The 14,822-nt window shown below is 39.0% G+C and carries 13 protein-coding genes and 1 pseudogene; 12 read left to right on the top strand and 2 right to left on the bottom strand.

What is annotated here, in order from left to right; all coding sequences use genetic code 11:
* Positions 1-18 precede the first annotated feature (18 nt).
* From EHW89_RS06235 to thrS, 4 genes and pseudogenes are all read left to right on the top strand, one after another.
* Complete coding sequence (locus tag EHW89_RS06235) at positions 19-462, top strand: flavodoxin (RefSeq protein WP_003030007.1); 444 nt, start codon at positions 19-21, stop codon at positions 460-462.
* 133 nt (positions 463-595) lie between these two features.
* Positions 596-1,981, top strand: coding sequence for a Fe-S cluster assembly protein SufB (sufB, locus tag EHW89_RS06230; protein WP_106100957.1), 1,386 nt, complete (start codon positions 596-598; stop codon positions 1,979-1,981).
* Between the two features lie 442 nt (positions 1,982-2,423).
* Positions 2,424-2,895 (top strand): annotated as a pseudogene (locus EHW89_RS06225) (AAA family ATPase).
* The gene (thrS, locus tag EHW89_RS06220) at positions 2,888-4,840 is read left to right on the top strand and encodes a threonine--tRNA ligase (protein WP_126407453.1); all 1,953 of its coding nucleotides are present in this window, start codon (positions 2,888-2,890) and stop codon (positions 4,838-4,840) included. Before EHW89_RS06225 ends, thrS begins: the two are co-directional and overlap by 8 nt.
* A 188-nt stretch (positions 4,841-5,028) precedes the next feature.
* Here the strand turns inward: thrS and EHW89_RS06215 are convergent, their stop codons facing one another.
* Positions 5,029-5,583 (bottom strand): TetR/AcrR family transcriptional regulator, encoded by a 555-nt coding sequence (locus EHW89_RS06215; protein WP_022526291.1) that lies wholly within the window; start codon positions 5,581-5,583, stop codon positions 5,029-5,031.
* A 133-nt stretch (positions 5,584-5,716) separates the two neighbouring features.
* Here EHW89_RS06215 and EHW89_RS06210 point away from each other — a divergent pair, with 133 nt between their 5' ends.
* The 4 genes from EHW89_RS06210 (at position 5,717) to EHW89_RS06195 (ending at position 11,228) form a co-directional block, all read left to right on the top strand.
* Positions 5,717-6,418, top strand: a complete 702-nt coding sequence (locus EHW89_RS06210) for an ABC transporter ATP-binding protein (RefSeq protein ID WP_049507924.1) — start codon at positions 5,717-5,719, stop codon at positions 6,416-6,418.
* A gap of 14 nt (positions 6,419-6,432) precedes the next feature.
* Positions 6,433-9,798, top strand: a complete 3,366-nt coding sequence (locus EHW89_RS06205; RefSeq protein WP_126467363.1) for an FtsX-like permease family protein — start codon at positions 6,433-6,435, stop codon at positions 9,796-9,798.
* Positions 9,799-9,888: 90 nt separating this feature from the next.
* Positions 9,889-10,725 (top strand): metallophosphoesterase family protein, encoded by an 837-nt coding sequence (locus EHW89_RS06200; protein ID WP_126467361.1) that lies wholly within the window; start codon positions 9,889-9,891, stop codon positions 10,723-10,725.
* A gap of 65 nt (positions 10,726-10,790) precedes the next feature.
* Positions 10,791-11,228 (top strand): Rrf2 family transcriptional regulator, encoded by a 438-nt coding sequence (locus EHW89_RS06195; RefSeq protein WP_126467360.1) that lies wholly within the window; start codon positions 10,791-10,793, stop codon positions 11,226-11,228.
* Between the two features lie 44 nt (positions 11,229-11,272).
* Here the strand turns inward: EHW89_RS06195 and EHW89_RS06190 are convergent, their stop codons facing one another.
* Positions 11,273-12,049, bottom strand: a complete 777-nt coding sequence (locus EHW89_RS06190) for a glycyl-radical enzyme activating protein (RefSeq protein WP_126467358.1) — start codon at positions 12,047-12,049, stop codon at positions 11,273-11,275.
* A 132-nt stretch (positions 12,050-12,181) separates the two neighbouring features.
* Here EHW89_RS06190 and EHW89_RS06185 point away from each other — a divergent pair, with 132 nt between their 5' ends.
* The 4 genes from EHW89_RS06185 to EHW89_RS06170 all read left to right on the top strand — a co-directional run bounded on the left by EHW89_RS06185 (position 12,182) and on the right by EHW89_RS06170 (position 14,820).
* Positions 12,182-12,925 (top strand): DeoR/GlpR family DNA-binding transcription regulator, encoded by a 744-nt coding sequence (locus EHW89_RS06185; protein WP_003028982.1) that lies wholly within the window; start codon positions 12,182-12,184, stop codon positions 12,923-12,925.
* A gap of 18 nt (positions 12,926-12,943) precedes the next feature.
* The gene (locus EHW89_RS06180) at positions 12,944-13,906 is read left to right on the top strand and encodes a sugar-binding transcriptional regulator (protein WP_126467356.1); all 963 of its coding nucleotides are present in this window, start codon (positions 12,944-12,946) and stop codon (positions 13,904-13,906) included.
* A gap of 249 nt (positions 13,907-14,155) precedes the next feature.
* Positions 14,156-14,479 (top strand): PTS lactose/cellobiose transporter subunit IIA, encoded by a 324-nt coding sequence (locus EHW89_RS06175; protein WP_003023891.1) that lies wholly within the window; start codon positions 14,156-14,158, stop codon positions 14,477-14,479.
* 20 nt (positions 14,480-14,499) lie between these two features.
* Complete coding sequence (locus EHW89_RS06170) at positions 14,500-14,820, top strand: PTS sugar transporter subunit IIB (protein ID WP_003023895.1); 321 nt, start codon at positions 14,500-14,502, stop codon at positions 14,818-14,820.
* Positions 14,821-14,822 lie beyond the last annotated feature (2 nt).

Raw genomic sequence — 14,822 nt, 5'->3', positions numbered from 1 at the left:
AATTTTTTGGAGGAAATTATGGCTTTAGCAAAAATTGTATTTGCGAGTATGACAGGAAATACAGAAGAAATCGCAGATATTGTAGCTGATAAATTAAAAGAACTTGGTTTAGAAGTAGATATTGATGAGTGCACAACGGTTGATGCAGAGGAATTTCTAGAAGCAGACATCGCAATCGTTGCTTCTTACACATACGGTGACGGCGAGTTGCCTGATGAAATTGTTGATTTTTATGAAGATTTAGCTAGTCTTGACTTGACTGGAAAGATTTACGGTGTTGTTGGATCAGGCGATACATTTTATGATGAGTTTTGTAAGGCAGTAGATGATTTTGATCGCGCTTTTGCAGCGACAGGTGCTGAAAAAGGTGCTGAAAATGTCAAAGTCGATCTATCAGCAGAAGATGAAGATATTGAAAATCTGGAGAAATTCGCTGAAGCATTAGCCGAAAAAGTACGGTAATCATGTAAGAAGGCTGGGAAATTTTCCTAGCCTTTTTTAGCTTAATTTATTCGATTTTAGGCATATATTCTGACATTTCTAATATAGAATAGTATAATAAGAGAAGAGAATTTGTATCAATGGGAGGAATGAGATGACGAAAGAACGAGATTATGCCTTTGGATTTCATGACGATGTGAAACCTTTGTTCTCAACAGGCAAAGGTCTGACAGAAGAGGTTGTTCGTGAAATTTCTGAAATTAAAAATGAGCCGCAATGGATGTTGGATTATCGCTTGCGTTCTTTAGAATTGTTCCATAAATTGCCCATGCCTGATTTTGGACCAGATTTATCCGGCATACGATTTGATGATATTATCTATTATCAAAAATTAAGTGGAGATCGGGCTAGAAGTTGGGATGAAGTGCCAGATGAAATAAAGAAAACCTTTGAGCGTTTGGGTATTCCTGAAGCAGAGCGCCAATTTTTGTCAGGAGCTGTTGCTCAATATGAATCTGAGGTAGTCTATCATAACATGAAAGAAGAATTTGCCAAGCAAGGCATTATCTTTACCGATACCGACACGGCAGTACAAGAATATCCGGATTTGGTGAAAAAATACTTTGGCACAGTCATTTCTAATGCAGAACACAAATTTTCTGCTTTAAATAGTGCTGTTTGGTCAGGTGGTACATTTATCTATGTTCCTAAAAATGTTCAATGTCAGGTGCCAGTTCAGACCTATTTCCGTATCAATGGAGAGAATGCCGGTCAGTTTGAACGCTCGCTCATTATCGTAGAAGAGGGTGGCTCTATTCAATACATTGAGGGCTGCACAGCGCCGACTTATACGACCAATAGTCTTCATGCTGCAAATGTGGAAATTATTGTCAAAAAAGATGCTTTTTTCCGCTATACAACGATTCAAAACTGGTCAGACAACGTTTATAATCTGGTGACAGAGCGTGGAACGGTTGAAGAAGGCGGTACTTTGGAATGGATTGACGGAAATCTGGGCAGCAAGGTCAATATGAAATATCCTTGTAGCATTTTGAATGGCCGCAATGCAAGAACTTCAGTCCTTTCCATGTCCTTTGCTAATTATGGTCAGCATTTGGATGCGGGTTGTAAAGTCTATCACAATGCGCCAAAGACTTCTAGCACATTGATTTCCAAGTCTGTTGCCAAAGACGGTGGTAAGACGGATTACCGCGGTCAAGTCCGTTTTGGCAAGAACAGTGCTGGTTCAAAGTCTCACATTGAGTGCGACACGATTCTTATGGATGGTGAATCCAGCTCAGATACCATTCCATTTAATGAAATTCACAATTCAAATGTTGCACTTGAACACGAAGCTAAGGTTTCTAAGGTTTCAGAGGATCAGCTTTATTACCTTATGAGCCGCGGTATTAGCGAAGAAGAAGCAACTGCTATGATTATCAATGGCTTTATGGAACCAATCACCAAAGAACTCCCAATGGAGTATGCAGTCGAACTTAATCAGCTCATCAATATGAGTATGGAAGGCTCTGTAGGATAAAAGTAAAAACAGTCGTGAGGCTGTTTTTTGTGTTCCTGATTGAAAGAAGAGAAAGAAAAAAGCACCGAATCGGTGCACGCTTTTGCAAGCTTGAGTACGGACAAAGCCTTATTTTAACTTGCTGTGCTGTTTCGAATGGTTCCAAAACACAATACACTTTAATCATAGGACTTGCAAAATTTTTCAATCGTGCTATAATACTTTTTAGAGACATATCGCTGACTGGAATCTTTTAGAGAGCGCGTGGAGCTGAAAATCGCGCAGAGGAAGGCAGTTGAGACTACTCTGTTAGCTTTTATGCAAACATAAAACGGTGGCTACGTTAGAGCCAATCAGAGGTGTCAACAAACTTTTTTGTTGTACATGAATGAAGGTGGAACCACGTTGCGACGTCCTTTTCGGGATGTCGTTTTTTTTTATTTTGTTGAAGGGAGGAAAAGTTATGCTCTATATGATTGGCGGATCACCCTGCAGCGGGAAATCAACGCTCGCTTCCCTTCTTGCTCGGAAGTACGATTCGCTTCATATCAAGCTGGATGATTTGGTAGATGAGATGATGGCTCAAGCAAGAGAGGACTTAAAGCCGATTTCCTTTCTGAGATAGGACAGAAGTCCGGATCAAATCTGGCTGAGAAGTCCAGAGGAGATGGCAGAAAAAGCATTATAAGCAGAGAGAATGAGTTCCTTATGTTTTAGAGGGAACTTCCAATCCTGAGCAAGCTTTTGAAAACTGGATGCAGCGTGACATTCTTTTTGCCCAAATGGTGCGGAAGGAAGCTCAGAAATTAGGCTATCCCAGTCTCATGACAGACGGCAGTCAATCAATCGGAAAAGGAGACTGCTTAAGAGATTGCCAGGCTCTTGAAATTGCCCAATACAAATAAATAGATATTAAAGGAGAAAACTATGATTAAGATTACTTTCCCAGACGGCGCTGTTCGTGAATACGAAAGCGGCAGCACAACATTTGATATTGCTCAGTCTATCAGCAATTCCTTGGCAAAGAAAGCCTTGGCTGGTAAATTCAACGGCAAACTCATCGATACCACTCGTCCTATTACAGAAGACGGTAGCATCGAAATTGTGACACCTGACCACGAAGACGCCCTGCCTATCTTGCGCCATTCGGCTGCTCATCTCTTTGCCCAAGCTGCTCGTCGTCTCTTCCCAGACATTCACTTGGGTGTCGGTCCAGCTATTCAGGACGGATTTTACTATGATACAGACAATACCGCAGGACAAATTTCCAACGAAGACTTGCCTCGTATCGAAGAAGAAATGAAGAAGATTGTCAAGGAGAATTTCCCGTCAATTCGTGAAGAAGTGACAAAAGATCAAGCACGAGAAATTTTCAAGAATGATCCTTACAAGTTGGAATTGATTGAGGAGCATTCAGAAGATGAAGGTGGTTTGACAATCTACCGTCAAGGTGAATATGTGGATCTCTGTCGTGGACCTCATGTACCGTCAACTGGACGTATTCAAATTTTCCATTTGTTAAATGTAGCGGGTGCTTACTGGCGTGGGAACAGTGATAATGCTATGATGCAACGGATTTATGGAACAGCTTGGTTTGATAAGAAAGACCTAAAAAACTATCTTCAAATGCGTGAAGAAGCCAAGGAACGTGATCACCGTAAGCTCGGTAAAGAGTTGGATCTTTTCATGATTTCTCCTGAGGTTGGGCAAGGTCTTCCATTCTGGCTTCCAGATGGTGCGACTATTCGTCGTATCGTAGAGCGCTATATTACAGACCGTGAGGTCAATGACGGCTACCAACACGTGTATACGCCACCGCTTGCAAGTGTGGATTTATACAAAACTTCTGGTCACTGGGAACATTACCAAGAAGATATGTTCCCGCCAATGGATATGGGAGACGGTGAACAATTTGTTCTTCGTCCAATGAATTGCCCACACCATATTGAGGTCTATAAAAACCATGTGCATTCTTATCGTGAGCTGCCAATTCGTATTGCAGAACTTGGTATGATGCACCGTTTTGAAAAATCAGGTGCGCTCTCAGGACTCCAACGTGTTCGTGAAATGACGCTGAATGATTCTCACTTATTTGTCATGCCAGAGCAAATTCAAGAAGAATTTAAACATGTGCTGGATTTGATGATTGATGTTTACAAAGACTTTAATATCACAGATTATCGTTTCCGTCTGTCTTATCGTGACCCGAATGACAAGCATAAATATTTTGATAATGATGAAATGTGGGAAAATGCTCAACGCATGCTAAAAGGAGCAATGGATGATTTAGGTTTGGACTATTTTGAGGCAGAAGGCGAAGCTGCTTTCTACGGTCCTAAGTTGGATGTTCAAGTAAAAACAGCTCTTGGAAATGAAGAAACCCTTTCCACTATTCAATTGGACTTCTTGCTACCAGAACGTTTCGACCTTCATTATATCGGAGCAGACGGTGAAGAGCATCGTCCAGTCATGATTCACCGTGGTATTGTGTCTACGATGGAGCGCTTTATTGCTTACTTGATTGAAACTTACAAAGGTGCGTTCCCAACTTGGCTGGCACCTCATCAAGTGACGGTCATTCCAATTTCTAATGAAGCGCATGCTGATTACGCTTGGAAAGTAGCGAAAGAACTGCGCAATCGTGGTGTCCGTGTGGATGTCGATGAGCGTAATGAAAAAATGCAATACAAGATTCGTCAAAGTCAAACCCATAAAGTTCCTTATCAATTGATTGTAGGGGACAAGGAACAAGCAGATGGTACGGTGAATGTCCGTCGTTATGGCAGCAAACAAACTCATACAGAAACAATTGCAGAATTTGTAGACCATATTTTGGCTGATATTGCTAGAAAATCACGCATAGATGATAAGGACAACTAAGCTAAAAAGTAGATGATAGGTTGCAATGATGACATGACTGGTTATAAAGATATGCAATAGAACATCATATCCTGTATGCTGTCGTCTCATTTTACAACCTTTCAATTTTTGAGCTTTAGAAAAAATGTATATCAAAAACTCTATTTCTAATTGAGGAAATCCCTTTTATAGAAATAGAGTTTTTTAGTTTACAATCGCCAAGCATCGTAATCAAAGGTTTGTAAAATCATATTCGTCATTTCTTCAGGCGTTTCTTTAGTACCGCTTGAAATCCAGAGTGAGATAATGCCCTCTATGCTAGATAGAAAAACTTCAAGTGCATATTTTTCAGAAATGGGGAAATTTTCTTTTAAAAAGTGTTCGGTTTGAAGTTTGTGCTGATCGTTCGTTAAAATACTAAGCATAAATTCACGGATTGTTTCACGGAAATTGAGGTAATGACTTTGAGAAACGGCATAAATCAGGTCATGGTTTTGTTGGAGATAGCTTAGATTGGCAATGAGTAGGTCGCGCGTGTTTGTCGTTTCTTCAAAATTTTTACGTAATTGGGTAATAATTTCTTCTTTTAGTGTTTCAATTAGGTCGAATTTATCAAGATAGTGAAGATAAAAAGTTCCACGGTTGATACCTGCTCGTTGACAGAGTTTACTAACGGAAATTGTTTCAAATTTTTCTTCTAACAAGAGCTGAATGAGGGCTTCTCTGATATGCTGCTTGGTTGCTGTTTGTCGATTTTGTACCATAACACTCCTTAAATGAACACTCTGTTGATAATTGATGATTGCCTTTATGTTAAGTCTATTTTATAATAAAGATAGGATCTAATCAACAGCTTGTTTATTTAATTGGACATGGAAACTGAAAGAGGAAAAGACGATGGCTTATATTGAAATGAAGCATAGTTACAAACGATATCAAATGGGAGACACAGAAATTATTGCCAACAATGATATCTCTTTTGACATCGAAAAAGGAGAATTGGTCATCATTCTTGGAGCTTCTGGTGCTGGAAAATCAACGATTCTGAATATTCTTGGTGGAATGGACAGCAATGACGAGGGAGATGTCCTGATTGATGGGCAAAATATAGCACATTACAACGCTCACCAGTTGACGGACTATCGGAGAAATGATGTTGGTTTCGTCTTTCAATTTTATAATTTAGTTCCCAATCTGACGGCGTTAGAAAATGTTGAGCTAGCTTCAGAAATTGTTCAAGATGCACAGGATGCAGCAGAGGCACTAGCAGCAGTTGGTTTGGGAAATCGACTGCATAATTTTCCTGCTCAATTATCTGGCGGCGAGCAGCAACGGGTTTCCATTGCGCGTGCCGTGGCAAAAAATCCTAAAATTTTGCTTTGTGATGAACCAACAGGTGCGCTAGATTATAAAACAGGTAAGCAAGTACTGCAAATCCTTCAAGATATGTCGCGCAAGCAAGGTGCGACAGTGATTATCGTGACTCACAATGGTGCGTTAGCTCCGATTGCAGACCGCGTGATTCGTATGCATGATGCACGGATTCAGTCCGTCACTTTGAATGAACATCCTCAAGATATCGCAAGTCTAGAGTATTAGTGAGGAGTGGTGATATGAAAAAATCCATTCTAAATAAGGATATCTGGCTCTCTTTTCGTCAGTCCAAAGGACGCTTTCTGTCCATTATGTTTTTGATGATGTTAGGTTCTTTTGCGCTAGTAGGACTGAAAGCAGCCAGTCCAGACATTGAAAATTCAGCCAATCGTTATCTTTCACAGATGAAAATGATGGATTTGGCAGTGATGTCAGACTATGGTGTTAGCAAAGCTGACCAAAAAGAACTGAATACAATCCCAAATGCACAGGTAGAATATGGTTATTTTACAGATACGGTGATTGGCGATAGTTCAACTTCTGTTCGAGTTTTTTCTCAGACAACTAATATTTCTAAGTTCAAGCTTGTCTCAGGTCATTTTCCAAGCAAGGAAAATCAAGTGGCTTTGGCTAGTTTTTATCAAGGAAAGTACAAGATTGGCGATAGCATTACTTTAAACGAGGAAGGAACCAATGATTATGCTTTGAAGCAGCATACCTTTACGGTGACAGGGTTCGTCAATTCAAGTGAATTGGCTTCGACGATTTCTCTTGGCAATTCTAACTCAGGGAGTGGGACCTTATCTGCTTATGCAGTGGTGATGCCAAAAACATTTCAAAGTTCAGTCTATACAGTTGCTCGTTTGAAGTATGACGATTTAAAAGCACTTAATTCTTTTGGAGACTCCTATCGAAAAAAGGTAAAACAGTATGAAAATGAGCTGGAAAAGCTAGTGGCTGATAATGGGAAAAATCGTTTATCAGAGATAAAAAAACAAGCACAGACAAAAATTGCGGACGGAGAAGCAAAAATTCAAACTTCTCAACAAGCATTGGCAGATGCCCAGCAGCAACTAAGGAATGCGCAGGATCAAATTGATCAAAAAAGAGCAGATTTAGAGCTTGCTCAAGGTCAACTAACTGAAAAAGAAAGCTTGCTTGCACAGGGCGCAGCTCAAATTGCACAGGCTGAACAAACTTTAGCAAGCTCAAAAGCAAAATTGGATACAGCCGCTGCTCAACTTTCTTCAGGTTGGGGACAATTGAACCAAATGAAAACCCAATTAGATCAGGCAGCTAGTCAGTTGTCTGCTGCAAAAGAAAATGTAACAAATGCTCAAGCTACATTAGCTACAGCGCAGGCAGAATTGGAAAAAGGTCAAATGCAACTTGCAGCTGCAAAAACTGATTTGCAGACCAAAATAGCTGCGCTACAAGCACAAGGAATTGATCCAGCAACAGTGCCTGAAATTGTGGCAGCACAAACTCAACTAGCACAAGAAGAAGCAAAATTAAATCTTGTCCGTACAGAACTGGAGCAAAAGCAGGCTGAATTTCAAACTGGACTGTCGCAGTACAAAAGCCAAGAAGCGCTTTATCAAACAGGACTTGCCCAATACCAATCTGCAGCTGAGGCATTGAATGCGAAACAAGCTGAATATGATGCAGGCTTGGCTCAATATCAAAGTGGTCAGGCAACCTTAAAAAATAAACAAGCTGACTACCAAGCAGGTCAAGTCCGATTAGCACAAGCAAAACAACAAATCGCAGACGGTCAGGCACAATTGGACCAAGCTCAGGCAACATTGAACGATAAAAAAACTGAATACGAAAAGCAAAAGAAAGATGCTGAAACAAAAATAAAAAATGGGCAAGCGGACATTCAAAAGGCAAAAGATGAAGTAGCTGGTTTGTCTGTACCAACCTACCGCGTGTATACACGTCGGACATTTCCAGGAGCTGACGAGTACACAACAACGGGGAATCGTGCTTATGGTATCTCAGCTGTAGGGAATGCTTTCCCGATTGTACTATATCTGGTAGCTGCCCTTGTAACGGTAACGACAATGACGCGTTTTGTCAGCGAAGAACGCACAAATGCAGGTGTTTTAAAAGCTTTGGGTTATCGGAACCAAGATGTCGTTAAGAAATTTGTCGTCTATGGCTTGGTTTCAAGTTTGTTAGGTACAGTAATGGGAAGTTTGTTAGGTACTTATTTCTTACCCTACATCTTAGGGAAAACGATTTTTAAGACATCAACTTATCCAGCTTTGCGATTAGACTTTTATTGGGAAATCAGTCTCATTGCTCTCGTGTGCTCGGTCTTGTGTGGCGTTGTACCAGCCCTTTATATTGCCCACAAAGAGTTGAAAGAAAAGCCGTCTCAATTATTGTTACCCAAGGCGCCTACCAAAGGATCAAAAATTTTGTTAGAGCGGATTGACTTCATCTGGGGTCGGCTTAGCTTTACGCAAAAAGTGACGGCTCGAAATATCTTTCGTTACAAGCAAAGAATGCTGATGACTATTTTTGGTGTGGCAGGCTCCGTCGCCCTCTTATTTGCCGGTCTGGGAATGTCTTCTTCTATGGAAGGTATGGGAAATCGGCAGTATGGAGACATTATCAAATACGATGCGGTCATTTCGCAAAAACATCATCTCAAATCAGACGAGCAAGCAGCAATTAATCATTTATTAGCAGATAAAAAAATAGCTAAAAAATGCAGTATTTATCAAGAAACATTTACCAAAAAAATCAAGGGTGCTAAAGATGAGCAGTCTCTCGCGTTATTTGTGACAACAGGCAAGGATTTTCATCATTTCATAGAGTTATATGATAGTCAAAGCAAAGCGAGCTTGAACTTGTCTTCGCATGGAGCGGTCATTTCTCAGAAATTAGCAACCATTATGCATGTTTCTGTTGGAGATACTTTTGAGGTGACATCCGATGAAGGAAAACGCTATAAAATCAAAGTTTCTGGTATCACTGAAATGTACGCAGGGCATTTTATCTTTATGAATCAGGACTATTATCAAACGGTATTTGCTCGTAAGTTCCAAGAAAATGCTTATCTGATAAAATTGAAAGATTCCTCTAGCAAAAATGTGCAGGATACCGCAGCAGCCTTCATGAAATTAACTGGTGTGCGAGCAGTCGTACAAAATACGGGGATTTTGGAACAAATTGATGTCATTGTCAAATCTCTTGGCTTTGTAATGCAGATTTTAACTGTTGCCTCTATTTTACTAGCCATTGTGATTCTTTATAACTTGATGAATATCAATGTTGCAGAGCGGATTCGAGAATTATCAACAATTAAAGTATTGGGATTTCATAATAAAGAAGTCACGCTTTACATTTATCGAGAAACCATTCTTTTGTCTGTTATTGGCATTATTGTAGGCCTGTTTTTAGGAAATATTTTACATCGTTCTCTTTTAGAAACAATTGCTCCGGATGCCTTTCTGCTCAACCCGACAGTATCGGTGTTTGTGTACCTTATACCAGTCTTTTCTATCATCATGATTTTGATTGTCTTAGGATTTATGGTCAATGCAATATTGAGACGTATTGATATGTTGGAAGCGTTGAAGTCAGTAGATTGATGAGTCAGTAAAACTTTCACTCAAACTTGGGAGTGGAAGTTTTTTCTTGGTTTGTTATAATATTTTATAAAGGACAGATGAAACGGTACAATGAAACGAAAAATTGCTTTATTATCAGATATTCATGGAAATGTAACGGCATTAGAAGCTGTTTTGGCGGACGCTAAAAAGGAACAGGTGACCGATTACTGGTTTTTGGGAGATTTATTGGCACCGGGAACGGGTCGAAGGAAGATTCTCGACTTAATGGCTACTTTACCAATCAGTCTCCAAGTGCGGGGAAATTGGGAGGATAGCATTTGGAATGCCCTTCATGGGAAATTAGATATCAGTCGCCCTAGTCATTTATATATGGTTTGTTTATGCCAGTATCTTTTGGAAGAAGTCACACCTGAAGAACTGAACCGATTGCATGAATTGCCTTTGCAGCTTTTGACAAAAGTTGGCGATTTAGAAATTGCTGTGACTCATCATTTGCCAGATAAAAATTGGGGACGAGAGTTGATTCATATTGGTCAACAAGAGAATTTTGATCGTCTGTTTGAAGGTAACAATTGTGCCATTGCCATTTATGGTCATATTCATCAGCAATTTCTTCGTTATGCGACGGGGGGACAGATGATTATCAATCCGGGATCTATCGGTCAGCCGTTTTTTCTAGATGCTTGTTTGCGAAAGGATCTGCGAGCTCAGTATGCTATTTTAAAAATTGATGAACAGGGATTAGCAGATGTCGATTTTCGACGAGTGGCTTATGATGTAAATAAAGAATTGGAAATGGCTAGAACATTGAAGTTGCCTTATTATGAAGTATATTACGAAAGTCTGGTCAATGGAATTCATCATACGCATAATCATGATTTACTTCGAGCAATTAGCGAGCGAGAAGATTATGTTGCACATCTCAAGGAGTTTTTTGAGAAGTAACACTTGAAGTTACAACGTAAATAAAGTATACTAGTAATAGAATCAGCAAATGAAAGGAGTTTTACATGCAAATTTCGAGTCGTTTTACCATTGCCACGCACATGTTGACTGTTATAGCACTAGAATGTCAAGAACATAAAGTGACTAGTGATTTTTTAGCTGATAGCGTTGGAGTAAATCCTGTCATTATTCGCAAGACTTTATCTCAGTTGAAAAGCGCGGGCTTGATTTCCGTTGCGCGTGGGAGGGGAGGAGCTATCATTAGGAAAGATTTAAAAGACATTACCCTCTTGGATGTCTATCAGGCAGTAGAAAGTCTGGGCAAATCTGGGCAACTCTTTAGCTTTCATGAACATCCAAATCCATCTTGTCCCATTGGCAGAAATATTCACTTCGTTTTAGATGACAAATTAGCAGAAATTCAAGCAGCAATGGAAAAAGAACTGAGCAAGACCAGTCTGGCAGATGTCGTTGCATCTGCCCAAGAAAAGATAAAAAAATAATCCATTTCGTAAGAAATGGATTGTTTTTTGGAGAAAAAGAGGAGCTAAAAATAACAGTTGATTTCATAATCAAGAAAAACTTGCTGATAATCATAGAGGTCTTCCGGATGTAGAGCTTGCACATTTTCCATTTCATAAGAACGTTTTAGTAATTTATATTTATTTTCACCGAATTGATGAAAAGGTAAGAGTTGTACTTGGTCAATAGATAATTTTTTAAATAAAATAGCAAATTGTTCGGCATCTTCTAGAGAGTTATTAAAGCTAGGGATAACAGGAATACGCAGGACAATGGTTTTTTGTTGCGAAAAAGCATAATGAATATTTTTGATAATTAGTTCATTTTTGACCCCTGTGACTTTGCGGTGATTGATGGTGTTATAATGCTTTAAGTCAGTATAGATAAAATCTACATACTGGAGCAAATCAACGAATTTGTTATGATCTACAAAGGCTGTCGTTTCAATTGCTGTATGGATACCTTTTTCTTTGGCAGCTTTAAGGATTGCTTTGGCAAATTCAAACTGAGCAAAGATTTCTCCACCAGACAAGGTCAGGCCCCCACCTGATTCTTCATAAAATTCTCTATCTTTGAGAACTTCTTTGATAATCTCTTCAACGCTTTTTTCCTCTCCCATGGTGATAGTCTTTTTGCTAGAAGCGTCTAACATGGGCTCAGGTTTAAATTTCTGAGATTCTGGATTGGCACACCAAGGACAGCGTAAGGGACAGCCTTTTAGAAAAACAGTTGTCCGAATTCCTGGTCCGTCGTGAATACTAAAATGTTGAATATTAAAGATGATTCCTTTTTCTGCACTCATGATGTACACTCTTTTCTTGCTTATTTTCTTTTATTATATCAAACAAACGAAAGAAAAACAATTACGAATGAAACTATTTTTTATTTTATTTATTCCTTGAATTCTGTTAAAATAAAGAATGAGGTGAATAAAATGGAACGTTTAGATGAAATCGTTAAGCTCGTTTCGGAGTTTGAAAAAATTGATGTTAATACTTTATCTGATAAATTAAAAGTCTCTAAAGTTACGATTCGGAAAGACTTGGATAAGCTGGAAATGAAAGGCTTACTTCATCGGGAGCACGGTTATGCGGTCTTAAATAGTGGTGATGACCTGAATGTCCGGCTTTCTTTTCATTATGATACCAAGCGAAAGATAGCACAAGAAGCAGCAAAAATTGTTGCAGACAATGAAACGATTATCATTGAATCTGGTTCAACTTGTGCTCTGTTAGCTGAAGAAATCTGTCGTACTAAGAAGAATGTGAAAATTATTACAAATTCTTATTTTATCGCAGACTATGTGAGAAAAGTAGATTCTTGCAAGATTATCTTGCTAGGCGGTGAATTTCAGAACGATTCGCAAGTTACGGTCGGTCCTTTGCTTAAGGAAATGATTCAATTTTTCCATGTAGAACATGCTTTTGTAGGGACTGATGGCTATGATGAAGAGCTTGGTTTTACAGGTAAGGATTTAATGCGTAGCGAAGTGGTGCAATATATGTCGGAAGCATCTGATAAAATGATTGTGTTAACAGATTCGAGTAAATTTGATAAAAGAGGGACTGTCAAGCGCTTTGGTTTGAAACAGGTTTCGCAGGTGGTAACGGATCAAGCTATTCCGACAGCCGCGGTTCAACGCCTAAAAGCAGCCAATATCAAATTGACTCTAGTCTGATAAGTAGAGGGAGATAAGATGAAAAGTGAAAGAAAAAGGCTATTAGCTAAGATTGCTTATCTTTATTATGTAGAGGAGAAAAGTCAGGCAGAAATTGCAGCAGAGACAGGGATTTATCGGACAACTGTGAGTCGTATGCTGGCTGAAGCTAAAAAGGAAGGCATTGTCAAAATCGAGATTGAAGCCTTTGATACGCGTTTGTTTCATTTAGAAAATGTAGTGAAAAAGAAGTATGGGTTAAAAGGACTTGAAATCGTAGCAAATCAAGTGGATGATTCACCTTCTGATTTGGAGCAGCGGTTAGCTCAATCAGCGGCAGGAATGCTTCGGGGGATGATTGATGACAATGCTAAAGTTGGATTTTCATGGGGAAAGAGTCTTAGTCTCTTGGTAGAACACTCGGGCAGTCGGCACTTGAATAATGTGCATTTTTTTCCATTGGCTGGCGGACCTAGCCATATTCATGCTCGTTATCATGTTAATACCCTCATTTACAGTATGGCTAATAAATACCATGGGGATTGTCGCTTTATGAATGCGACGATTATACAGGAAGACGAGATCTTAGCAAAAGGAATTTTGTCTTCTAAATATTTTGAGGACTTAAAAAGAAGTTGGCAAGAACTAGATGTGGTTGTTGTTGGTATTGGCGGACAAGTGGATGAAAAGAATCGGCAGTGGTTGGATATGCTGACGGCTGAAGATTTTCGTACAGTGGAAAATGAAGGAGCTGTCGGAGAAATTTGTTGCCGCTTTTTTGATGAAAATGGTGAGTTGGTTGATGAACAGTTGCAAAATCGAACAGTTGCTATTTCTTTAGATTATTTAAAAACAGTTCCTCACAGTCTGGCTTTCGCCTATGGTCGTCAAAAAGCTGCCGCTATTTTGGCGGTTTTACGTGCTGGGTATATCAACCATTTAGTTACAGATGAAGCAACTATTTTAAAAGTGTTGGAATTGGATAATAGTGCAGTTAATTAATTAGTAGTTTATAACAATTCTCCTTTTCCTCATTATTTCATTTTCAAAAGGTCAAGAATAATGATTCTGACCCTTTTTATTTTACTTGATAAGCACAAATGTGCGATAAATATAAAAAAAGAGAATTTGTTCAGTGATATATTGACGGAATAAGAGAAAGATGATAAATTTGAGTTACAAACAAAAATAAAACGCTTTCAAATAAAAGAAAGATATATTTTGTAAATAAAAATAGGAGTAACGTTAAATATGGAAGTGATTGTAGCTGATCAAATCATTATGGGGTTAATCTTGCATGCTGGGGATGCCAAACAGCATATTTACCAAGCTTTGTCATTAGCAAAAAATGGTGAGTTTGAAAAGTGTAATGAGTATCTAGAATTGGCAGATCAGGCATTATTAGAAGCTCATAATCTTCAAACGGAGTTTTTGGCACAGGAAGCGGGGGGAACAAAGACAGAAATTACAGCTTTGTTTGTCCACTCTCAGGATCATTTGATGACCAGTATTACAGAAATTAATCTTATCAAGGAAATCATTGACTTGAGAAAAGAATTACAAGTGAAAAAATAAATCATCAGGAGGATGAAGATATGATTAAAATTGGGTTGTTTTGTGCAGCAGGTTTTTCAACAGGAATGTTGGTCAATAATATGAAAATAGCTGCGAAAGAAGCTGGTTTAGAGGTTGAGATTGATGCTTATTCTCAGGCCAAGTTAGCAGATTATGCACCAAACTTGGATGTTGCTTTGTTAGGACCACAAGTAGCTTATACTTTGGATAAGTCAGCTGCCATTTGCGAAGAGAACCATATTCCAATTGCGGTCATTCCAATGGCGGACTATGGCATGCTAGATGGTAAAAAAGTATTGAATCTCGCTTTGGGGCTTTTGGAACAAAAACAAGGAGCTTAGTT

This window comes from Streptococcus periodonticum (genome assembly GCF_003963555.1).
Taxonomy (GTDB): domain Bacteria; phylum Bacillota; class Bacilli; order Lactobacillales; family Streptococcaceae; genus Streptococcus; species Streptococcus anginosus.
Note: the sequence above shows the minus strand (reverse complement) of the source record. Positions and strands in the feature narration are given on the sequence as shown.

What these genes read in the sequence shown, in the direction of transcription:
- EHW89_RS06235 (WP_003030007.1), top strand. Translation starts at nt 19, where the DNA reads ATGGCTTTAGCAAAAATTGTATTTGCGAGTATGACAGGAAATACAGAA.
- sufB (WP_106100957.1), top strand. Translation starts at nt 596, where the DNA reads ATGACGAAAGAACGAGATTATGCCTTTGGATTTCATGACGATGTGAAA.
- thrS (WP_126407453.1), top strand. Translation starts at nt 2,888, where the DNA reads ATGATTAAGATTACTTTCCCAGACGGCGCTGTTCGTGAATACGAAAGC.
- EHW89_RS06215 (WP_022526291.1), bottom strand. Translation starts at nt 5,583, where the DNA reads ATGGTACAAAATCGACAAACAGCAACCAAGCAGCATATCAGAGAAGCC.
- EHW89_RS06210 (WP_049507924.1), top strand. Translation starts at nt 5,717, where the DNA reads ATGGCTTATATTGAAATGAAGCATAGTTACAAACGATATCAAATGGGA.
- EHW89_RS06205 (WP_126467363.1), top strand. Translation starts at nt 6,433, where the DNA reads ATGAAAAAATCCATTCTAAATAAGGATATCTGGCTCTCTTTTCGTCAG.
- EHW89_RS06200 (WP_126467361.1), top strand. Translation starts at nt 9,889, where the DNA reads ATGAAACGAAAAATTGCTTTATTATCAGATATTCATGGAAATGTAACG.
- EHW89_RS06195 (WP_126467360.1), top strand. Translation starts at nt 10,791, where the DNA reads ATGCAAATTTCGAGTCGTTTTACCATTGCCACGCACATGTTGACTGTT.
- EHW89_RS06190 (WP_126467358.1), bottom strand. Translation starts at nt 12,049, where the DNA reads ATGAGTGCAGAAAAAGGAATCATCTTTAATATTCAACATTTTAGTATT.
- EHW89_RS06185 (WP_003028982.1), top strand. Translation starts at nt 12,182, where the DNA reads ATGGAACGTTTAGATGAAATCGTTAAGCTCGTTTCGGAGTTTGAAAAA.
- EHW89_RS06180 (WP_126467356.1), top strand. Translation starts at nt 12,944, where the DNA reads ATGAAAAGTGAAAGAAAAAGGCTATTAGCTAAGATTGCTTATCTTTAT.
- EHW89_RS06175 (WP_003023891.1), top strand. Translation starts at nt 14,156, where the DNA reads ATGGAAGTGATTGTAGCTGATCAAATCATTATGGGGTTAATCTTGCAT.
- EHW89_RS06170 (WP_003023895.1), top strand. Translation starts at nt 14,500, where the DNA reads ATGATTAAAATTGGGTTGTTTTGTGCAGCAGGTTTTTCAACAGGAATG.